16 protein-coding genes are annotated in these 20342 nt (G+C 62.1%); 4 read left to right on the top strand and 12 right to left on the bottom strand.

The genetic code is table 11. The features are described 5' to 3' along the window. Window positions 1-8 precede the first annotated feature (8 nt). Window positions 9-1748 (bottom strand): response regulator, encoded by a 1740-nt coding sequence (locus ACIQJ2_RS15865; RefSeq protein WP_400667608.1) that lies wholly within the window; start codon window positions 1746-1748, stop codon window positions 9-11. A 345-nt stretch (window positions 1749-2093) separates the two neighbouring features. On the opposite strand from ACIQJ2_RS15865, the gene mutL reads away from it, so the two are divergent. Continuing rightward, window positions 2094-3926, top strand: a complete 1833-nt coding sequence (mutL, locus tag ACIQJ2_RS15860; protein ID WP_400667610.1) for a DNA mismatch repair endonuclease MutL — start codon at window positions 2094-2096, stop codon at window positions 3924-3926. Window positions 3927-4068: 142 nt separating this feature from the next. After that, window positions 4069-4299, top strand: coding sequence for a DUF2093 domain-containing protein (locus ACIQJ2_RS15855; RefSeq protein ID WP_184700792.1), 231 nt, complete (start codon window positions 4069-4071; stop codon window positions 4297-4299). Between the two features lie 44 nt (window positions 4300-4343). Here the strand turns inward: ACIQJ2_RS15855 and lpxK are convergent, their stop codons facing one another. The 6 genes from lpxK to ACIQJ2_RS15825 form a co-directional block, all read right to left on the bottom strand. After that, window positions 4344-5393, bottom strand: a complete 1050-nt coding sequence (gene lpxK, locus ACIQJ2_RS15850; RefSeq protein WP_400667612.1) for a tetraacyldisaccharide 4'-kinase — start codon at window positions 5391-5393, stop codon at window positions 4344-4346. A 196-nt stretch (window positions 5394-5589) separates the two neighbouring features. Next, the gene (locus ACIQJ2_RS15845; protein ID WP_199151100.1) at window positions 5590-6321 is read right to left on the bottom strand and encodes an HAD family hydrolase; all 732 of its coding nucleotides are present in this window, start codon (window positions 6319-6321) and stop codon (window positions 5590-5592) included. Between the two features lie 12 nt (window positions 6322-6333). After that, window positions 6334-7653, bottom strand: coding sequence for a lipid IV(A) 3-deoxy-D-manno-octulosonic acid transferase (gene waaA / locus ACIQJ2_RS15840; protein ID WP_400667615.1), 1320 nt, complete (start codon window positions 7651-7653; stop codon window positions 6334-6336). Window positions 7654-7832: 179 nt separating this feature from the next. Next, the gene (locus tag ACIQJ2_RS15835) at window positions 7833-8078 is read right to left on the bottom strand and encodes a DUF4170 domain-containing protein (protein WP_034508466.1); all 246 of its coding nucleotides are present in this window, start codon (window positions 8076-8078) and stop codon (window positions 7833-7835) included. Between the two features lie 61 nt (window positions 8079-8139). Beyond that, window positions 8140-8949, bottom strand: a complete 810-nt coding sequence (locus tag ACIQJ2_RS15830; protein WP_400667617.1) for a 3'(2'),5'-bisphosphate nucleotidase CysQ — start codon at window positions 8947-8949, stop codon at window positions 8140-8142. A 27-nt stretch (window positions 8950-8976) separates the two neighbouring features. Then, entirely contained in the window at window positions 8977-10329 is a 1353-nt protein-coding gene (locus tag ACIQJ2_RS15825; protein ID WP_400667619.1) for a TldD/PmbA family protein, read from the bottom strand. 150 nt (window positions 10330-10479) lie between these two features. Between ACIQJ2_RS15825 and ACIQJ2_RS15820 the strand changes: the two genes are divergently transcribed. Next, entirely contained in the window at window positions 10480-12300 is a 1821-nt protein-coding gene (locus tag ACIQJ2_RS15820) for a monovalent cation:proton antiporter-2 (CPA2) family protein (protein ID WP_400667621.1), read from the top strand. Here the strand turns inward: ACIQJ2_RS15820 and ACIQJ2_RS15815 are convergent. From ACIQJ2_RS15815 to ACIQJ2_RS15805, 3 genes are read right to left on the bottom strand one after another with little or no spacing between them, the layout of a single operon-like run. Further along, entirely contained in the window at window positions 12297-13163 is an 867-nt protein-coding gene (locus ACIQJ2_RS15815; RefSeq protein WP_400667623.1) for a patatin-like phospholipase family protein, read from the bottom strand. The genes ACIQJ2_RS15820 and ACIQJ2_RS15815 overlap by 4 nt on opposite strands. Window positions 13164-13181: 18 nt before the next feature. After that, window positions 13182-13748 carry a 16S rRNA (guanine(966)-N(2))-methyltransferase RsmD gene (rsmD, locus tag ACIQJ2_RS15810; protein WP_400667625.1) on the bottom strand — a complete coding sequence of 189 codons (567 nt, stop codon included), beginning with the start codon at window positions 13746-13748 and terminating at the stop codon, window positions 13182-13184. A 6-nt stretch (window positions 13749-13754) separates the two neighbouring features. Further along, window positions 13755-15749, bottom strand: a complete 1995-nt coding sequence (locus tag ACIQJ2_RS15805; protein ID WP_400667627.1) for a pseudouridine synthase — start codon at window positions 15747-15749, stop codon at window positions 13755-13757. A gap of 93 nt (window positions 15750-15842) precedes the next feature. On the opposite strand from ACIQJ2_RS15805, the gene ACIQJ2_RS15800 reads away from it, so the two are divergent. Then, a complete protein-coding gene (locus ACIQJ2_RS15800) occupies window positions 15843-16280 on the top strand; it encodes a nucleoside deaminase (RefSeq protein WP_199149250.1) in 438 nt (145 codons plus the stop codon). A 38-nt stretch (window positions 16281-16318) separates the two neighbouring features. Here the strand turns inward: ACIQJ2_RS15800 and ACIQJ2_RS15795 are convergent, their stop codons facing one another. Both ACIQJ2_RS15795 and ileS read right to left on the bottom strand, forming a co-directional pair. Beyond that, the gene (locus tag ACIQJ2_RS15795) at window positions 16319-16948 is read right to left on the bottom strand and encodes a hypothetical protein (protein ID WP_199149243.1); all 630 of its coding nucleotides are present in this window, start codon (window positions 16946-16948) and stop codon (window positions 16319-16321) included. A gap of 233 nt (window positions 16949-17181) precedes the next feature. Beyond that, window positions 17182-20067, bottom strand: coding sequence for an isoleucine--tRNA ligase (ileS, locus tag ACIQJ2_RS15790; protein WP_400667629.1), 2886 nt, complete (start codon window positions 20065-20067; stop codon window positions 17182-17184). Window positions 20068-20342 lie beyond the last annotated feature (275 nt).

Below are 20342 nucleotides of genomic sequence, written 5' to 3'. Positions count from 1 at the left end.
CGTAACATTTACCTGCTTTGCGCCTTGCGAGCCGGGCGCATATACTTCTGGAATACCGTCTCGATAATGTCTGGGCTGACAGGCTTCAGAATGACATCATCCATGCCGGCGGCCGCGCACTCGGTGCGATCGCGCTCGAAGGCCTGTGTCAGCACGCCGATGATCGGCGTATGCGAGCCGCTGCCCTTTTCCGCTCCGCGGATCAGCCTTGCGGCCTCGAAACCATTCAAGCCCGGAAGCGTGATATCCATCAGGATCAGCTCCGGGCGGTGTTCCTGCCACTGCCGCACGGCATCATCGCCGCTGGCGGCGATGGCGTGGCTGTATCCAAGACCTTCGAGGATCTGCGCGAAGACGATCTGATTTATATCGTTGTCCTCGGCGACCACAACCTGCACCCGGCGCTCTTCGCCGGCCTCCCCTCGCCGCCATCCCGGCGCGAGCCCGGATTGCTTGGCGTCTTCCGCAAGCGCGCCGCGAATATTGCGGTTGAAGTGGCGAGCAATGAGAAATGTCAGTTCGGTTGCAAGCTGCGATCCATCGAGCGAAAGAGCGGCCACGTTCTGCCGCTCCGCCAGCTCGATGCCGCGCTTGCCCAGCTGATTGTCGACGATGACGAGATCGATCTTGACGCCATGCGCGCTCGCCACATCCAGAAATGCCGCCTCCTCGTTCTCATCGTGCACGACGCAGGCTTCGAAACCATAGGCCCCGAGCGTCTTCAGCGCTGCCGTTTCCGCGGCAAAATCGGCCGTCACGACAAGAATCTTGCGGCCGCTGAAGCTTTCCGGAGCGAAGGTTTCCATGGCAGCCGGTCGGCGCGAAATCGTCTGCAAAGCAGCCATCGGAACATAGGCGCGGCGATAGGATCGGTCGCTGTTCTCCCTGATCTGCGAGGCAAGCGCGAACTCGTCGAAATCGCTTCCGTCCTTCGGCAGATCCTGCATGGTGCCGACCAGGAAATAGCGGCCGGGCTTGCCGATGCGCTGCTTGCGGGTCACGATATCGCGCTCGGCGCCGTCGCGGGCGATCTGACGCTGGCGCGAAATCGACAACTCGCCCGTCTCGATGACATGCCGGTCGCTCTCGTCAAAGCGATTGGCAAGGTCGGTTGAGAAAAGATCGATACCCTTGCGGCCGCGAATCTCGTCCGTCGTCGTCTGGTATTTTTCGCAGAACGCTCTGTTGACGGCGACGTAGACCATGTTCTGGTCCTTGACGAAGAGCGGAAACGGCAGGCCGTCGAGAATATCCTCGGTAAGCTGCACGCGCTCCATGTCGATACGCCACTGCTCTTCTCGCTTCTTCATCTCCGAGACGTCGGAGAGAATGCAGAAGCCAACTCCAGACGGCAGCCGCCGATTGATAATGCGGACCCGGCGGTCGTCGACGAAATGTTCGGTTGTTTCGGAGCGTTCGCGCCAGTGCGAGGCTATGCGTTGCGAGATCCAGCCGTCACGATTGGTCGAAGACCTGCCGGGATTTCCCTGACATAAGGCGCCCGTGTCGTAGACGGCGCCAAGGAAATCACGCAACCGCGTCGAGGATTGCAGGAATTCAGGCTGGATCGGAAAGAAGTTCAGCACCTGTCGACTGGCGAACAGCAGGAGGTCATTCCGGTCATAGGCGAAAAAGGCGCTGGAAAGTCCGTCACACAGAGCGTCAAAGAACAGCGAGTAGAGGTTGCTGCCGGAAGGCGCATCCTCGTTCATCATTGCCAAAGCTGCCTTCTCAATCTCGGCAGTCATTACGTTCAATTCCTACGCTCAACCAGTTTCACAGCATGGCAAATCGACAGGGCGGCGCTCGCTCTGCAGGGTAAATTTATGGAAGTATCATGCTGGCCTGGGCACTTGAAGCAGATGGAACCTGGCTCATGGAAGTTGACGGCCACCAACCTGCCGTCAAGAGCCCTCAGCGTGCACGAGGCGCGCCATCTGCGGTCATTTCAAGTTCTTGCTGCGCAACCTGTCATCATTCCCTTAAACATTGATTAAACCCCTCGGCAGGCCAAGTCACGGAAACGGGTGGAAGAGACCGGGCAGAGCGCCTTTCCTCTTTCCTCACCGCCGCGAATCCACGAGAATGAAAAGATGGCCATCAAGCAACTTTCCGAAACCCTGATCAACCAGATTGCCGCCGGCGAAGTCATCGAACGTCCGGCGAGCGCCGCCAAGGAATTGATCGAGAATGCGCTGGACGCCGGCGCAACGCGCATCGAAATCGCGACGGCCGGCGGCGGCAAGGCATTGCTGCGGGTGAGCGACAACGGCTCCGGCATGGAAGAAGCGGATCTGGAGCTTGCGGTTCGTCGCCATTGCACCTCGAAAATCTCCGACACGCTGGAGGATATCCGCACGCTCGGCTTCCGTGGCGAGGCCCTGCCCTCCATCGCTTCCGTGGCCAAGTTGTCGATCGCCAGCCGCCGGACAGGGGCGGACGGCGGCGCCGAGATCGCCGTTGCCGGCGGCAAGGTGCTGCATCTGCGTCCAGCGGCGGCCAATCCCGGCACCATCGTCGAGGTGCGCGACCTCTTCTTCGCGACGCCGGCGCGCCTGAAATTCCTGAAAACAGAAAGGGCGGAAGCGGCGGCCATCACCGAAATCGTCAAGCGCATGGCAATCGCCTTTCCGCGGGTGCGCTTCGTTCTGTCGGGCAGCGACCGCTCGACCCTCGAATTTCCCGCGACCGGCGACGATCATCTAGCCCGCATGGCGCAGATCCTCGGGGCCGAGTTCAAGGACAATGCCATCGCGCTCGATGCCGTGCGCGAGGATGTGAGCCTCAGCGGGTTTGCCGGCGTGCCGACGTTCAATCGCGGCAACTCGGCGCATCAATATGCTTTCGTCAATGGCAGACCGGTGCAGGACAAGCTGATCCTTTCGGCGATCCGCGGCGCCTATGCAGAAACCATTCCTTCCGGTCGCTATCCCGTCGCGGTCCTCTCGCTGACGCTCGACCCGGCCCTGGTCGACGTCAATGTGCATCCGGCAAAATCCGACGTGCGCTTCCGCGATCCCGGCCTCGTGCGCGGCCTGATCGTCGGAGCAGTGCGCGAAGCCCTGTCTCGGGAGGGCGATCGTGCCGCCACGACCGGAGCCGATGGCATGCTGCGCGCCTTCAGCGCCGGCCGCTCCGGCTTTCAGTCGGGCTGGCGGCCATCGCCGTCACCGGCACCCTGGACGCCCGAGACCTCGCCGTCCCGCCCCTATGAGAGGACGGCCGCTTCTGGAGGGTACGGTTTCGCGGAAAGGCCGCAGGCCAGTTTTGACGGACTTGTGACGCCCACGGCACGCGCGGAAGCCGCTCCTCCGGTGGATCCGGTACGGGCGGAAGAGCCCTCTCGCTTTCCGCTTGGCGCCGCTCGCGCGCAGCTGCACGAAAACTATATCGTCGCCCAGACGGACAACGGCCTTGTGATCGTCGACCAGCACGCCGCGCATGAGCGGCTGGTCTTCGAAGCCATGCGCAAGGCACTGCATTCGAAACGGCTGTCTTCGCAGGTCCTCCTGATCCCCGAGATCGTCGATCTTCCCGAAGAGGACTGCGACCGGCTGATGGTGTTTGCGGAAGAGCTTGGCGAACTGGGTCTCGCGGTTGAGCGCTTTGGTCCCGGAGCGGTTGCCGTGCGGGAGACGCCGGCCATGCTCGGAGAGGTCGACGCGCAAGGGTTGATCCGGCAGCTGGCCGACGAGATCGCCGAATGGGATACGGCCTCGGGGCTTGCAGCCAAGCTGGAATATGTCGCAGCGACCATGGCGTGTCATGGTTCTGTGCGTTCGGGACGGCGGTTGCGACCGGAGGAGATGAACGCATTGCTGCGCCAGATGGAGGCGACGCCGGGCTCCGGACAGTGCAATCACGGACGGCCGACCTATATAGAGCTGAAGCTTTCGGACATCGAGCGGCTGTTCGGACGCAGCTGAGAAAGCGTCGTTTCGAAAGCAGCCGGTGTATTCGGCCCCTTCAAGACAGAAAACCACTCGGCACTTTTCCTGTAAATGCTCTGGAAAAGAGCCGCCCATCGCGGTATGGCAAACAGGTGACAGAGATTAAGGACGGCTGCATATGAATCTTTTCGAGGGACATGGAAACCGCGAGGCGAAAATTCGCTATCTCGACGGCGATTTCCAGATCCTGATGCCGGGCTCCCATGTCATCTGCGCCATGACCGGCCAGCGGATTGCGCTCGATGAGTTGCGCTATTGGAGCGTCGCGCGCCAGGAGCCCTATGCCGACGTGATTTCCTCGCTCGAAGCCGAAAAGCGGGCTGGCGCACTTCCCAATCAGAAGCGCTGATTTTCCTTTCCGCATCGCGCGTTTGCGCTTCGCAGTCATGACACTCAGCCGTTTTTTCCGCTGCGCCCTTCCCGCAAGCGCCGCTCGCGAGCGGCTGCAATCGCCCTGTTGATGATCAGGCCCGGCGCCTGTGGATCCTCGAAGACCATATCGATCTCGACAACCCTGCAACGCTGGAGCAACTCGTCGGTGCGGCCATGATGGCCGATCAGGCGAACATAGTCCTTTGATGTTGTAACGATCTCCAGATTTTCGCGGGATGCGATATCGAGAATATCAGATACCTCATCCTCTCCCGGGTGCTCGTGATCTCCGAAGCTACGGGCAACCGCAATGTGTGCCCCAAGCGTCTCGACGGTGCGGAAGAACTTGGCGGGATCGGCGATGCCGGCAAAGGCCAGGACATTTCGGCCGCGCAAATCCTCCTGGCCACGCACCTTGACCGCGGCTGTGAAGAAAGGCTTGCCCGCGCGAGCCGCCAGCCGGACGACCCGGTCGGCTGCGCTGCCCTCGCCGACCTTCAATATGCCAGATGCATAAAGAAGCTGCGTACGCAGAGGCGCTCGGACCGGACCGGCGGGAACGAGATAGCCATTGCCGATGCCGCGTCCGGCGTCGATCACCACCAGAGCATAGTCGATGGCCAGATGCGCGCTCTGGAAACCATCATCCATGATGACGAGATCGGCACCTTCGCGCACGAGCCGTTCAGCGCCTTCGGCACGACGGCGCGCAATGACCGTCAAAGCCTCGCGCGCGAGCAGCAACGGTTCATCGCCGACGGCTGTGGCATGATGATGCTGGGGATCGACGATGGTCGTGACATCGAGCGAGCCGCCATAGCCGCGGCTCAAAAAACCCGGCGTCAGACCTCTGGCTTTCGCTGCCTGGGCGAGCGCCAGTGCCGTCGGCGTCTTGCCTGCCCCGCCGACAGTGAAGTTACCGATGCAGATGACAGGCACGGGCACAGAGGCGCGGCGGGCATGCACCATTCGATGCCCGGCAATGCGGCCATAGAGGAAAGAAAAGGGCGAGAGGCCCCAGGCACGCCAATCCGGTTTTCGCCACCAGAAGGGTGGTGCTTCCGATACCATATTCTAATTCAGCCTCGCACCTGCGACTTCAGCCGGAGCGTGATACCGAAAAGTACAGACGGTTTTCGGACGACATCACGCTCCATCTTCTCGTTGTTACGCATTCCGGACGGAAAACCGCTTTGCACTTTCCCCGGGAATTGCTCCAAGCGGCAAAAAAGGCCAGATCGGATGAAAAAGCAAGCCTTTACCGAAATCACGCCAGCTGGGCGACCGGCATGAGCAGGTTTTCGAGTTCGGTAATGTCGTTGAGGCAATAGTCGGAGGCAGCCGTCAGCGTCTCGCGCGAGCCGGTTCCCGTCAGCACACCGACGGTCAGACCCACGCCGGCATTGCGACCCATATGAAGATCGTGATTGTTGTCACCGACAACGGCGACCTGGGCCGGAGAGAGACCGGTTGCCGCATAAAAGCCGAGCACCATGCCCGGCTCCGGTTTGGTGCCGAACCCGCTGTCGTAACCGGCGATGTAATCGAGATAATCGATGAAGCCGAAACGGCGCGCGGTTTGGCGGATGGAGCGTTCGTTGTCGCTTGACGCGACGCCGAGCTTATAGCCTCGCTGGTGAAGCCTCTGAAAGAAGGCGGCAAGATCGGTGACAGGCGAGGAAAAATCCGCAGCATGCGAAAAGAGCGCATCCAGCTTTTCGACCAGCTCCGAAACAGCCACCTTCGAGCCGGCGGCAACGAGGCCCTCGGAAATCTGCCGGGTGTTGCCCGCCGCCAGCAGACTGTCGGGAACGATGTGACCGGTGATGGGATCCATGCCGCATGCGGAAAGCAGATGATCCGCAAGAATGGGATCGCCCTCGGCGGCAATTCTGGCTAGCTCGCGATTAACCGGCAACCAGCTCGCATCATAATCAAGCAGCGTGCCGTCCTTGTCGAAAAGAATTCCCGCAATCGCTCCCAGCTTGACCGCCGCCATGCTCTTCCCTTCTTAACCGTTCACCGTCGTCTTCGGCAGCAACCGCGCCTTGACCGACAGCGGATTGATGTAGGGCTCCAGCCCCTTGACGGTTGCCGCCAATGCGCCGCGCATCTCGTGCACCGCGACAAAGCCGGCATCGATCATCGCGCGCCGCGCCGGCTCGTTGGTCAGCAGATAATGGACGCCGCGGGCCAGCATCTCGGTATCGCGCACCATGCGGGCGCTGCCGCGACGGGCAAGCACCTGATAGGCATCGCGGAAATTCTGGACATGACCGCCGGTCAGGATCGCACAGCCTAGCATGGCCGGCTCCAGCGGGTTCTGACCGCCCTCGTTGAACAGCGATTTGCCCATGAAGGCCACTTCAGTCATGCGCAGATAAAGTCCCATCTCGCCGATCGTATCGCCGAGGAAGACATCCACATCCGCCGACAGGATATCGTTGCGGGTACGGCGCGCCACCTTCAGCCCCTGCTCCGCCAGCATGGCCTCGATCGCGTCGCAACGCTCAGGGTGGCGCGGCACGATAATGGTGAGCTGGCCGTTATGCTCCTTGAGCATGGTGTGGACGGAGGCTGCAGCAGCCTCCTCGCCCTCGAAAGTCGAGACTGCGACCCAGGTCTTCCGGTTGCCGATCTGCTTCATATAGCTGGCAAGCGTCGGAGCGTCGTAGGACGGCGCGTCGGTATCCACCTTGAGATTGCCCGATTTGAGCACCTGCACCGCGCCGAGATCGCGATAGCGCTCGGCATCGAGATCGGACTGGGCAACGACCAAAGCGAGGTTCTCGAAGAGCGCCTCGGCGAGCGACGGGTGCTTGCTCCAGCGCGCGAAGGAGCGGTCCGACATGCGCGCATTGACGAGAATCTGCGGGATACGGCGGCGGCCAAGCTCGGTGATGGTCGTCGGCCAAATCTCGGATTCAGCAAAGATGGCGCAATCGGGCTGCCAGTAGTCGAGGAAACGGCGAACGGCGGGCCTAAGATCGAGGGGCACGTATTGATGAATGACCTCCTCGCCGAGACGCTCATGCGCCACCTTGGCCGAGGTGATCGTGCCCGTCGTCAGGATGACATGAATGTCGCGACGGCGGATTTCCCGGATCAGCGGAATGACCGCCGATGTCTCGCCCACGCTTGCGGCATGGAACCAGATCAACGGTCCTTGCGGCCGGTTGGCGCTCGCATAGCCGGAACGCTCCAGCTTGCGGGTGCCGTCTTCCTTGCCCTTCGCGGCACGGACCGCGAGATACGGCCCGAGAAACGGATAGACAGCGATGCCGCCAAGACGATAGGCGCTCAAGGCAAGACGCGCCCTGAGGCTGCTCATCTCGATCGACTCCTATCCAAGCTGATCATCATCGATGCCAAATCCTGATTATCAAACGGCCGGATAAACGGCCGATTTTTCGTTCTTATTGTGACAAAGATACTGCTTCGGTGCCGGATTTAAAGCGATAACGCCTCTCCGGACGAAAATATCAAATGCAAACTTTGGTATCAGGCGGCTTAAGAGGCCGCCTTTTCCTGCGGATCGAGCAGGCGATGCAGATGGACGATGAAATAACGCATGTGAGCGTTGTCGACAGTCTGCTGTGCCTTGGACTTCCAAGCCGTCAGCGCGCTCGCATAGTCGGGATACATGCCGACGATATCGAGTTCGTTGAGGTTACGGAATTGGACTTCTTCGAGGTTTTCCAGTTCACCACCGAAGACGAGGTGCAGGAGCTGCTTTTTGCCGCTGGTATCAGTCATTTTCGTCTCTTTCTACTGTCGTCCCCCTCCGCCCTTCATCTGAGGGATTTTGACGGAAAGGTCAACCGTCTCGTCGGTGCGAAAGCTGGTGGAGAAACTCTGGCAATTGCGCAGCCGATGCTCCGCAAAGTTCCTCATGAGATACCTCGGCGCGGTTGTAGCGCAGAGCACTGCCCGAGAGATCCACGAGCGCACCGCCCGCCCGCTCCAGGATGAGATCGGCGGCAGCCAGATCCCAGTCGTGCGAGTTGCGTTTGACGATGGTCCCTTCCAGGCGACCGTCCGCGACCATGGCAAGCCGATAGGCAAGCGAGGGAACGTGCTTTACGCGCTCGACCGTCTTGCGAAAGTCCGGATCGAAGCTTTTCAGCATGTCTTCGCCGGTCGCCAGCCGGTGTGGGTCGTCGCCCAGTCTTTGCGAAACGCTGATCGGCTGGCCGTTCTTCAGCGCCTGGCCACCTGCGGCGGCCACGAACAGCTCATCCAGCGCGGGCGCGTAGAGCACCCCCGCAACCGGCCGCCCATCCGTTACCACGGCAACGCTGACGCACCACAGATCAGAGCCTGCGAGGAAGCCCCTGGTGCCGTCGATCGGATCGACGACGAAGACGGTCGCATGCGACAGCCGTTCGGCATCGTCGTCGGTTTCTTCGGAAAGCCAGCCATAGTCGGGCCGGGCCGACCGCAGCGTGGCGGCCAGGCTCTCATTGGCGGCGAAATCGGCCGCACTGACGGGTGACTGGCCATTGTTCTTCCACCAGACCTCCGGCGATTGCCGGAAGAAACCGAGAGCGATCCTGCCCGCCTCGAGCGCGGCCTCGACAATCAGGTCCACATCGCTCGGCCGGCCGGCCTTCTGGCTATCGCTCATTCACAGTGTCCAATTTCCGCCTGCTCCTTAAAGTCCGGCCAGCGTCATGCCTTCGATAGCGAGCGTCGGAGCGGCCACACCGAAATCGCGGTCGATATCGTTGGCCGGCGTCACGCGCATGAACATGTCCTTCAGATTGGAGGCGATCGTCACCTCCGAAACCGCGAAGGTCAACTCGCCGTTTTCGATCCAGAATCCGGTGGCGCCGCGGCTGTACTCACCGGTGATCATGTTGACGCCCTGGCCGATGAGTTCGGTGACGTAAAAGCCGGTTCCGACGCTGCGGATCAACTCCTCGGGCGAAATGTCGCCCGGCTCCAGCGCCAGGTTGGTCGAAGCGGGAGAAACCGCCGTGCCGCCGCGGACGCCGCGGCCATTGGTCTTGAGGCCACTGCCGATTTCCCTCGCGGTCGCTGTGGAGAGGAACCAGGATTGCAACACCCCGTCCTCGATCATGACCAGCCGCTTGCCGGACACGCCTTCACCATCGAAGGGACGCGAGGACGGGCCGCGCACGATCAGCGGATCATCCGTGATCGAAAGGCCTGATTTCAGCACCTGCTGTCCCATCTTGTCGCGCAGGAAGCTGGTCTTGCGAGCGACGGATGCACCGTTGATCGCGCCGGCAATATGGCCGACGAAGCCGCGCGCAACGCGCGGGTCGAAGACGACGGTGACGTTCTTGTTGGTGGGAACCTGACGCGGGTTGATGCGCTTGACCACACGCTCGCCGGCACGACGACCGATCTCCTCGGCTGCGTCGAGATCTGCGAAATAGAGGCGGCTGTCGAAATCATAGTCGCGCTCCATGCCGGTGCCCTCGCCGGCAATTACGCTGACGGAGCGTCCGAAACGCGACCCCTTGTAGCGTCCGGCAAAACCATGCGACGTCACAAGGACAAGGCCGCCCATGCCAGCCGAAGCGCCCGCTCCGGAAGAATTGGTAACACCCGAAACGGCAAGGGCCGCCGCTTCGGTCGCTAGGGCCGCTTCGCGAAGCTGCTCCGTGGAAACCTCGGTCGCGTCGAACAATTCGAGATCGGGGTAGCTCTTGGCGAGATCCGCTTCATCGGCGAGGCAAGCAAAGGGATCCTCGGGCGAAACCTTGGCCATGGCCACGGCGCGCTCGGCAAGGGCGTTCAGGTCGAAGCCGGGATTGGCCGAAACGCTGGCGACGCGATTGCCGACGAAGACCCTGAGCGAGAAATCGTCGCTTTCGGAGGATTCGGTGCCTTCGACCTTACCGAGGCGAACGCTGACCGATTGGGCCCGCGAACGCACGACCACGGCATCGGCCGCATCCGCACCGGCTTTCCGGGCGAGGTCGATCAGCTGGCTGGCACGGGAAAGCAGAGTGGCGGAATCGATTTCTGAGGTCATGATTTGGCCTTTCCTTCGCGTTCCATTTATTGTGCACTACATAAAGCATCAAGGGCGGCAAAGCCGATTCTTGTTCTAATCCCTTCACGCCTGGTTGTTTATGATGGCCACGCGTTGCAAGACCGCCTGCCCCACGGAAAGAAAAAGACGATGTCCGCCCCCAATACGCTTTTCACCGAGACCCTGCTGCTGCTCGGAGGTGCCGTCGTCACGGCGCCCATCTTCAAGAAACTGGGGCTCGGCACAGTGCTCGGCTATCTGGCTGCCGGCGTGGTGATCGGCCCAATCCTCCATAGCATCGGGGACAGCGAGGCGGTGCTTGCCGTCGCCGAACTCGGCGTGGTCTTCCTGCTGTTCATCATCGGGCTGGAACTGAAGCCGTCCCGCCTCTGGCAGATGCGCCGCGATATTTTCGGCCTCGGAACGGCACAGGTCGTGTTCAGCGGATTGGCGCTGATGGTCGCATCCTATCTCGGCGGCATTGCCGGCTGGAAGGGCAGCATCATCATCGGCTTCGGCCTGGCGCTCTCCTCGACCGCCTTTGCCATGCAGATCCTTGAGCAGCAGGGCGACGTCAATACGAAGTACGGACAACGCTCCTTCTCCATGCTGCTGCTGCAGGATCTGGCCATTGTGCCGTTGCTGGCGCTGATTACCGTCCTCGACGGAGCGAAGGAAACCGCCAATCCACTGCCGAGCCTTGCGATCGCAGTCGGCGCGGTGGCAGCGATGATCATCGCCGGCCGCTATCTCCTGACGCCGCTGTTCCAGGTCATTGCCCGCACCGGCGCCCGCGAAGCGATGATTGCCGCTGCTCTCTTCGTCGTCATGGGATCGGCAACGCTGATGCAGCTTGCCGGCCTGTCCATGGCGATGGGCGCCTTTCTCTCCGGCGTGATGCTGGCCGAATCCTCCTATCGGCACGAGCTGGAAGCCGATATCGAGCCCTTCCGCGGCGTGCTGCTCGCCATTTTCTTCATTGCCGTGGGCCTGTCGCTGAAGCTTGACGTCATCCTCGACAACTGGCTGCTGATCGTCCTCGCCGTCCCGGTGATGATGCTCATCAAGGCCGCCGTCATCTATGCGCTGAGCCGCGTCGCGGGCTCAGCGCACAATGATGCCGTCCGCATCGCCGGGCTATTGCCGCAGGGCGGCGAATTCGGCTTCGTGCTGTTCAGCGCCGCCAGCGCCAGCGGCGGCCTCTTCTCCGCCAACACAGCATCGATGCTGATCGCCATCGTGACACTCTCGATGGCGCTGACGCCGCTCAGTTCCGCACTTGCGAAACGGCTGATGAAGGGCGACACACAGGAGGAGCTGGATGAGGATTTCGAGGGTGCAGGCTCCGATGTGCTGATGATCGGCTTTTCGCGTTTCGGCCAGATCGCCGCGCAGATCCTGCTCGCCAGTGGTCGCGACGTGACCGTCATCGATTTCTCCGCCGATCGCATCCGGCAGGCATCGAGCTTCGGTTTCCGAATCTATTTCGGCGACGGTACCCGCAAGGACGTGCTGCGCTCCGCCGGGATCGATCGCGCCAAGATCGTCGTGGTCAGCACGCATCAGCGTGAGATCACCGACAAGATCGTCGAGCTCGTTCAGACCGACTATCCGCACGCGCGCATCTTCGTCCGCTCCTACGACCGTGTCCATTCGATCGACCTGCGCCGCAAGGGCGTCGATTATGAACTGCGTGAAACGTTGGAATCCGGTCTCCTCTTCGGCCGCCGCACGCTGGAAGAGCTGGGGGTCAGCGAAGCCGAGGCCTATGAGATTGGCGAGGACATCCGCAAGCGCGACGAGCAGCGACTGGTGCTGCAGGTGAGCGAGGGGCTGCAAGCCGGCGCCGACATGCTTTACTCCAGGCCGGTCAAGCCGGAGCCGCTGGTCAAGCCGAAGCGCGCCGCCGAGACCTACAGCGATGCCGACGATCTCGTGGCATTGCCGCAGGAGGAGCCGGAGCGGGCTTAGTTCTTTGCGGTGATTACCCTGTCGAGGGCGAATTTCAGTTCGTCCTTGACGCCGGCCGACATGGCGAGAATATCGCGCGCCTTCAGGAAATCGAGAACGCCGGTGCGGCCGACGGTTGGCCGCAGGAAGATCTGCGGCGCTTGCAGCCGCAGCTTCAGTGCGATGTTGGACTGCATGGTCAGCTGACCGGCACCGAACAGGCTTTCAATGCGGTTCGGAATGTGTCGGCCGCCGCCTTCCGGGCCGCCGACGACGTCGACGCCGATGATGATATCGGCGAGCCCGGCCAGATGCTCGTAGGGAACGGGGTTCATGATGCCGCCATCGATCATCACGCAATCACCAAGCTTGACCGGCATGAAAACGGCGGGGATGGCGGCGGAGGCTGCAAGAACCGGAAACAGTTCTCCCTTTTCGATCACCACCTCGGCCTGGCCGTAATAGTCAGTTGTCACCACCTTCAGCGGGATATGCAGGCCCGAGAAATCCTCAGGAAAAGCAGGCGGCAGGAATGCGCGCAGGATGCGCTCGAGATTGAACTGACCGAAGCGGATGCTGCGCATGCTGACCGGCCGCAAGCTCCAGATCTTGTTGAGCACGGCGGGGCGGTTGCCGACCGTTGCCAGCGTGTAATCGCGGATTTCGGCGCCGGTCATGCCGGCCGCCATGGCCGCGCCCATGATCGAACCGATGGACGCGCCCGCAATCGCAACCGGGCGAATGCCGAGTTCGTCGAGAGCTTCGATGATGTGGATATGGGCGAGACCCCGCGCGCCGCCGCAGCCGAAGGCGACCGCGACGTTCGGCGTACCGGAGGCAGCAAGCGGATAATCGCTGCCGACGAAATCAGCGTAATCGCCCATTTCCTTCTCCTTCCACCGTTATGCCGATCGCGGCTGGTAACGGAAGAAATGCATCTTGCTGTCGCCGAAGGTGCGCACCTCCAGAAACAGGAAATCCGACGGTGCTGAAACCGTCACGTCGGCGCGCTCTTCGAGGATCGCCAAGGCGCCAGGCACCAGCCAGCCGCCCGCTGCGGCAGCTGCGAAGGCCTTCTCGCCGAACCCTTTGCCATAAGGTGGATCGGCAAAGAGAAAATCGAAAGGCTCGAGATTGCCGACGCTGCCGAGATCCGTTGCGTCCCGTCGCAGCATGCGCGTGCGCCCATGCAGCCCGAGGGCGTCGATATTCTCCCAGAGAAGCCCCCGGCCCTCGACGCTGCTCTCGACGAACAGCACATGGCGGCAACCGCGCGAGGCGGCTTCAAGTCCGACCGCACCGGTACCGGCAAACACATCCATCATCCGGGTGCCGTCGATGGCCTCCGGATAGGCATGGCTCAGAATGTTGAACAGGCTCTCGCGCGTGCGATCCGCCGTCGGACGAATATCATTCGACTTCGGCGTCGCAAGCGAGCGACCGCGAAATTCACCGCCGACGATCCTCACAGCGCGTCAGCCCCTTCCGCCCTTGGGGCCGCCCCTACCGGCGCCACCGCGGCCAGGACCACCACGACCCGGTCCGCCGGACGGACGGCCAGCGCCACCGGGCTTGCCGCCAAAACCGCGCGAGCCGCCTGGCTTGCCACCCGGCTTGCCGCCAAAGGATTTGCCGCCGCCCGGCTTTTTGCCGAAGGGCTTGCCGGCCGGCCGATCACCGAAGGAACGTTCGCCTTGCGGACGGTCGCCGAAGGGCCGATCGCCACGGGGCGGGCGGTCCCCAAACGGCCGATCACCCTGAGGGCGATCGCCGCGAGGACGCTGGGAGCGCTGTTCGCCATCGAAGGATCTGGCGCGCGGACGCTCGTCTCCTTCAGCACGCGGACGCCGATCACCAAATGGGCGATCACGCGGCGGACGATCACCTTGAGGGCGATCGCCGCGAGGGCGGTCGGAACGGACGTCGCCGCCGAAGGACTTCGCACGAGGGCGGTCGCCACCCTCCGGTCGCGAGCCGCGGGGCTTGTCACCATAGGAACGATCGCCTCGGGGCTTATCGCCAAAGGATCGGTCCCCGCGCGGAGGACGGTCGCCGAACGGACGATCACCCTGAGGGCGATCGCCGCGGGGGCGGTCGGAGGAGCGCTTGCGATCGAAACCTTCATCATCGCCGCGCGACCTGCGCGGGGCTTCCTCGCTCGAACGGATCCATTCGCCATCGCCCTCGTCGACGCGATTGATGCGAACGCGGGGTCCTTCGTCCGGGCGGTCGAAGCCGCCGCGCTGGGGACGCTCGGGTTCGCCGCGCCTGGTGGCGGTCTTCACATTCTTGGCGGCTTTTGCCGCTGCCTTTTCGCCGAGGGGCCGGGCGCCGGGCGCCATCCAGACATTGGCATTGCGACGCGAACCGAGCGGCTGGCGCTGCGGCCGGTCGTCATCCTTGCGACCGCCTTCACGGCGCCCTTCGTCCCGACGATCATCGCGCTTGGTGTCGAGACGGCTCAAAGCCCGCTCGCGCTTGTCTTCCGGGCGTTCACGATCGCGTCTCGGGCGTTCGTCCTTCGCAGCCCGGACCGGCTTGGCTTCCGCCTCTTCGGCATCGGCAACGGCCGGAGCATTGTAGAGCGGCGCGTCGAAATTCGCCTTGGCGTCCTCGACCAGACGCGGGCCGAGCTGGTCGCGCAGCATGCGCCCGCGCACTTCAAGCACGCGACCTTCCGGCAGGTCGCCCAACTGGAACGGACCATAGGAAATGCGAATGAGGCGGTTAACCTCAAGGCCGAGCGCGCCGAGGACGTTCTTGATTTCGCGGTTCTTGCCTTCGCGCAGACCCATGGTGATCCAGACGTTGGATCCCTGCGTGCGGTCGAGCGTCGCTTCGATCGAGCCGTAGAGCACGCCGTCGACGGCGATGCCTTCCTTGAGCTTGTCAAGCGCTTCCTGATCGATCTCGCCATGGGCGCGGACGCGGTAGCGGCGCAGCCAGCCGGTGGTCGGCAGCTCGAGAACGCGCGCGAGGCCACCATCGTTGGTCAGCAGCAGCAGACCTTCGGTATTGATATCGAGGCGGCCGATCGACATGACGCGCGGCAGCTCTTCCGGCAGATTGTCGAAAACGGTCGGACGGCCCTCAGGATCGGCATTGGTCGTCACCAGACCGGCCGGCTTGTGGTAGAGCCACATGCGCGTGCGCTCGATGCCGCGGATCGGCACGCCATCGACCTCGATCTTATCGGAAAGGGTCACGTTGACCACCGGCGTTTCCAGCCGCACGCCATTCAGCGTGACGCGACCGTCCATGATCATACGCTCGATGTCGCGGCGCGAAGCCACGCCGGCGCGCGCCATGACCTTGGAAATGCGCTCCGCCTTTCCATCTCCGACCGCCGCCTCGGCTGCAACGCCTACAGTGGAAGCCTTTGCAGGCTTCGCGCCATCGCGCTTTATCGTCTTCTTGTCGCCAGTAAAGGGTTTCGACCCAGGCCGCTTGGGCTTGTCATTCATTGTCATTTGTTGTTTGCCTGAATTTTTAAGGCGTGTTCCTATCAGGTCGCGCCCCTGCGGTTAAGTGGAAAATCTTGAATGGCGGCTACAAATCAATTCATGGAGCTTGCGCTGGCCGAAGCGCGCAACGCCGGAGAGCGTGGCGAAGTGCCGATCGGCGCCGTCGTCGTGCTCGACAACAAGGTCATCGCCAGGGCCGGCAATCGCACTCGCGAACTCAATGACGTCACCGCCCATGCCGAAATCGTCGCCATCCGCCTGGCCTGCGAGGAGCTGGGCCAGGAGCGGCTTGCAGGCGCCGATCTCTATGTCACGTTGGAGCCCTGCACCATGTGCGCCGCGGCCATTTCGTTCGCGCGCATCCGACGTCTTTATTTTGGTGCCGAGGATCCGAAAGGTGGCGGTGTCGACAATGGCGTGCGTTTTTATCAGCAACCAACCTGCCATCATGCGCCGGAAGTCTATTCCGGCCTCGGCGAAACCAGTTCCGCCGAAATTCTGAGACGCTTCTTTCAAGCGAAACGCTCCGAAGACTGAAAAGCGGCGGAGCTAGCACCGCCGCTTTTTCAAATTGCTTATTGGAAGGGCTTCCACCAGCTGCTGTTGTTGGACTGCTGCGCCGCTTCGGCATCCTTCTTGCGCTTCTTTTCCTTCTTCGACTCGGGCGTGCCGACATCGTTGAGAGCTGCCGGATCGGAAACCTGGCGATATTCCTGCGGCGGGTCGATGAGGTAGCGCCGCTGATCGATATAGGTACCCGCCTGATCCTGGCGCGCGGCGCGGTAAGCGGCCGTCTGCTGCGCTTCGGTCATGCGGTTCTTGGTGGTGTCGGCCTGAGCCAGCGGCGAACGATAATTGACGTCGTTCTTCTTCGCGTCGGCTTCCGCTGCAAGGCGCTTACGCGCATCTTCGGGCGATTCCAGCCAGGCCGGATTGTCCTTGCTTGCCAGCGACTGCTGCGGCGCGGTGAGCGTGTCCTTGTCTCCACCCACAACAAGGCCGGGACGGTTCGGATACTTCACGCCCTTGTCCTTCGGCGTCGCCGCCGAGACGGAAGCAATATCCCCAAGATCGTCCAGAAGCTGCACGCCAGCCGTCTTGCCGGTGCCGTAAGTCGGGCTGCTGAGGCAGCCGGACATCACGCCACAGCCAATCACAAGTGCCGCCAAGCTGACGCCGACACGAACGCTATGCATCGCTCTCATGAAAACCCTTCCCAGCTATGCCGGAATAAACGTAACAGGACCCCATTTCACGGCAACTGCCGTAAAAATCAGGCCAATTTCAGGCAGCTTTTACCGGATGAACACCGCAAAGGCAATTCACCCGGTAATATTCTTCAGTTGACAGTAGAGCGCCGTGCTTCCCTTTGGAAGCACAAAGGAGGCTCTACCGCTTTTATGCACGCATCAGGCTTTCCGAAAATCGATTCCGATTTTCAGACCGATGCTGTCGCAAGTTCACGTAGCGCCAACGCGTCGCGCGCCGAGACATCCGGGTATTCCGGGTCCGAGCCGACATCGGTGGTGATACGCCAGGAACGGGCGCACTTGCGGCCTTCGGCGAGCTTAGGAACCACGCTGACCTTGGCGGCATCGTCAAGACGGAACGCATCCGAAGGGCCTTCACCGCCCTCGATGGTGATGCCCGAGGTGATGCAGATTTCCGAGAAATCCTGACCTTCGAGCACCTTCAGCAGTTCCGGATCGGCGATATAGACGACCGGAGCGGCTTCCAGCGAGGAGCCGATGCGCTTATCCTTGCGCTCGATTTCCAGGGCGCCGGTGACGACGCTGCGCACGGCGCGGATCTTCTTCCACTTTTCGGCCAGCGCCTCGTTCTTCCATTCGCCCGATACGGCAGCGAACTGTTCGAGGTGAACCGAGACCGCCTGCGGATTGCGCGACAGCCACGCCTCTTCTGTCGTGAAGGGCAGCATCGGCGCAAGCCAGGTCACCATGCAATCGAAGATCGTGCGGATGACGGCGAGCGAAGCGCGGCGGCGCAAGCTCGACGGGGCATCGCAATAAAGCGCATCCTTGCGGACGTCGAAATAGAAGGCCGACAGCTCGACATTGGCGAAATCGATCAAGGCACGGGCAATGCGCTTGAAGTCGAAGGCGTCGTAGCTTTCGCGCACCAGCTCGTCGAGTTCGGCGAGGCGATGCAACATCAGCCGCTCCAGCTCCGGCATGTCGGCATAGGCGATGACTTCGCCCTTGTCGTGCGCCAGCGTGCCCAGCATCCAGCGGATGGTGTTGCGCAGCTTGCGATAGGCGTCGACATTGGTCTGGATGATGGCCTTGCCCAGGCGCTGGTCTTCCCAATAGTCCGTGGTCATGACCCACAGGCGCAGGATGTCGGCGCCGGCGTCCTTCATCACGTCCTGCGGGGCAACGACGTTGCCGAGCGACTTCGACTGCTTGCGGCCCTGCTCGTCCATGGTGAAGCCGTGCGTGACGACCGTATCGTACGGCGCGCGGCCACGGGTCGCGGCACTTTCGAGCAGCGACGAATGGAACCAGCCGCGATGCTGGTCGGAGCCTTCAAGATAGACGTCGGCCGGCCACTTCAGGTCCGGACGGTCTTCCAGCGTGAAGGTGTGGGTCGAGCCCGAGTCGAACCAGACGTCGAGAATGTCCATGACCTGCGTCCAAGCCTCATTGGCCTTTTCACCGAGGAAGCGCTCACGCGCACCTTCCGCGAACCAGGCATCGGCACCTTCCTGCTCGAAAGCCTCGATGATGCGGGCATTCACCGCGTCATCCTGCAGGATGTTGCCCTGCTCGTCGACGAAGATGCAGATCGGCACGCCCCAGGCGCGCTGACGCGACAGGACCCAATCTGGGCGCTGTTCGATCATGGCGCGCAGGCGATTCTGCCCGGCTGATGGCACGAAGCGCGTGTCGTCGATCGCCTTCAGGGCGCGGCTACGCAGCGTCGAACCATCCGCAAAGTCCTTGTCCATATAGACGAACCATTGCGGCGTGTTGCGGAAGATGACTGGCTTCTTCGAGCGCCAGGAATGCGGATAGGAATGCTTCAGCCTGCCGCGCGCAAAGAGCGTGTTCGTCTCGATCAGCGCCTTGATGACGATGTCGTTGGCGTTGCCCTTCTTGCCGTTGTCGTCCATGACGCGTCCACCCTCGAAGCCGGGGGCGTCGGCGGTATAGAAGCCGGCATCGTCGACCGGGAACGGAATGGTGGACGAGATCCCGCGCTTTTCGAGGTCACGAGCGTGCGAGGTCCAGGCGTCAAAGTCCTCGCGGCCGTGGCTGGGAGCCGTGTGCACGAAACCGGTGCCGGCATCGTCGGTCACATGCTCGCCATCGAGCAGCGGCACCTTGAAGCCGTAGCCGAGCGAAGCCAGCGGATGCGCGCAGATGAGCACAGCCAGATCGGCGGCAGTCACGTCGCCGAGGCGCTTGTACTGCAGCTTTGCCTTGGCGAAGGATTCCTCGGCCAGTTTGTCTGCAAAGACGAGCTTCTCGCCGGGGCGCGGTCCGAAGTCATTGGCGGCTTCCGTCACTTCGTAGAGGCCATAGGCAACGCGCGAGGAATAGGCGATCGCGCGGTTGCCGGGGATCGTCCAAGGGGTCGTCGTCCAGATGACGACAAAGGCGCCGGCAAGCTCCGCCGGGCCTTCGGCCACCGGGAACTTGACCCAGATCATGTCGCTCTCGACGTCGGCATATTCGACCTCGGCTTCGGCCAGAGCCGTGCGCTCGACAACCGACCACATGACCGGCTTGGAGCCACGATAAAGCTGACCGGTGCGGGCGATCTTCAGAAGCTCGCCGGCGATGCGGGATTCCGCATGGAAATTCATGGTCAGATAAGGGTTGTCGAAATCGCCGACGATGCCCAGGCGCTTGAACTCCTCGGACTGGATCTTGATCCAGCCGGCGGCAAAGTCACGGCATTCCTGGCGAAACTCGTTCACCGGAACCTCGTCCTTGTTCTTGCCCTTCTCGCGGTATTTTTCCTCGATCTTCCACTCGATCGGCAGGCCGTGGCAGTCCCAACCCGGAACGTAGTTGCTGTCATAGCCGCGCATTTGGAACGAGCGGGTGATGACGTCCTTCAGGATCTTGTTGAGGGCATGGCCGATATGGATGTGACCGTTGGCGTAGGGAGGGCCGTCATGCAGCACGAACTTCTCACGGCCGGCGGCGGAGGCGCGCAGCTTCTTGTAGAGGTCCATCTGCTGCCAGCGGCCCACCAGCTCCGGTTCCTTCTGCGGCAAGCCAGCGCGCATCGGAAAGTCGGTTTCCGGCAGATAAAGGGTCTTGGAATAGTCCATCTTTTCAGGGGTATCGGTCATAGTAGTGACAATTGCCTCGGTGTCTCGGGCGTCTTGCGCTTGAAAAGCGCAGCCATATGGGGATTTTTCGGCGGCGGAAAGCGCCCTGGGAGCGGGCGCCAAAAACCCGGACCTTCCGGCAGCTTACAGCGCGCGGAAGGCCGGGCCAATAATTCGTATCGATAGGCTCAGCCGAAATTGGGTCATAGCCGCCGGTTCATAGGCGTTTTTTCCAAGGAAAGGAAGAGGAAACAACGCAGGCGGCACATAGAAAGGCCGCGGACGTTTCCGCCCGC

Source organism: Rhizobium sp. NPDC092011, from assembly GCF_044756305.1.
In the GTDB taxonomy this organism is placed as follows: domain Bacteria; phylum Pseudomonadota; class Alphaproteobacteria; order Rhizobiales; family Rhizobiaceae; genus Rhizobium.
The sequence above is the reverse complement of the archived record's forward strand: the minus strand, read 5'-3'. Positions and strand labels throughout refer to the sequence as shown.

Bases quoted from the DNA above. Each gene is read 5' to 3' on its own strand.
- ACIQJ2_RS15865 (WP_400667608.1), bottom strand. From the start codon at position 1,748: ATGACTGCCGAGATTGAGAAGGCAGCTTTGGCAATGATGAACGAGGAT.
- mutL (WP_400667610.1), top strand. From the start codon at position 2,094: ATGGCCATCAAGCAACTTTCCGAAACCCTGATCAACCAGATTGCCGCC.
- ACIQJ2_RS15855 (WP_184700792.1), top strand. From the start codon at position 4,069: ATGAATCTTTTCGAGGGACATGGAAACCGCGAGGCGAAAATTCGCTAT.
- lpxK (WP_400667612.1), bottom strand. From the start codon at position 5,393: ATGGTATCGGAAGCACCACCCTTCTGGTGGCGAAAACCGGATTGGCGT.
- ACIQJ2_RS15845 (WP_199151100.1), bottom strand. From the start codon at position 6,321: ATGGCGGCGGTCAAGCTGGGAGCGATTGCGGGAATTCTTTTCGACAAG.
- waaA (WP_400667615.1), bottom strand. From the start codon at position 7,653: ATGAGCAGCCTCAGGGCGCGTCTTGCCTTGAGCGCCTATCGTCTTGGC.
- ACIQJ2_RS15835 (WP_034508466.1), bottom strand. From the start codon at position 8,078: ATGACTGATACCAGCGGCAAAAAGCAGCTCCTGCACCTCGTCTTCGGT.
- ACIQJ2_RS15830 (WP_400667617.1), bottom strand. From the start codon at position 8,949: ATGAGCGATAGCCAGAAGGCCGGCCGGCCGAGCGATGTGGACCTGATT.
- ACIQJ2_RS15825 (WP_400667619.1), bottom strand. From the start codon at position 10,329: ATGACCTCAGAAATCGATTCCGCCACTCTGCTTTCCCGTGCCAGCCAG.
- ACIQJ2_RS15820 (WP_400667621.1), top strand. From the start codon at position 10,480: ATGTCCGCCCCCAATACGCTTTTCACCGAGACCCTGCTGCTGCTCGGA.
- ACIQJ2_RS15815 (WP_400667623.1), bottom strand. From the start codon at position 13,163: ATGGGCGATTACGCTGATTTCGTCGGCAGCGATTATCCGCTTGCTGCC.
- ACIQJ2_RS15805 (WP_400667627.1), bottom strand. From the start codon at position 15,749: ATGACAATGAATGACAAGCCCAAGCGGCCTGGGTCGAAACCCTTTACT.
- ACIQJ2_RS15800 (WP_199149250.1), top strand. From the start codon at position 15,843: ATGGAGCTTGCGCTGGCCGAAGCGCGCAACGCCGGAGAGCGTGGCGAA.
- ACIQJ2_RS15795 (WP_199149243.1), bottom strand. From the start codon at position 16,948: ATGAGAGCGATGCATAGCGTTCGTGTCGGCGTCAGCTTGGCGGCACTT.
- ileS (WP_400667629.1), bottom strand. From the start codon at position 20,067: ATGACCGATACCCCTGAAAAGATGGACTATTCCAAGACCCTTTATCTG.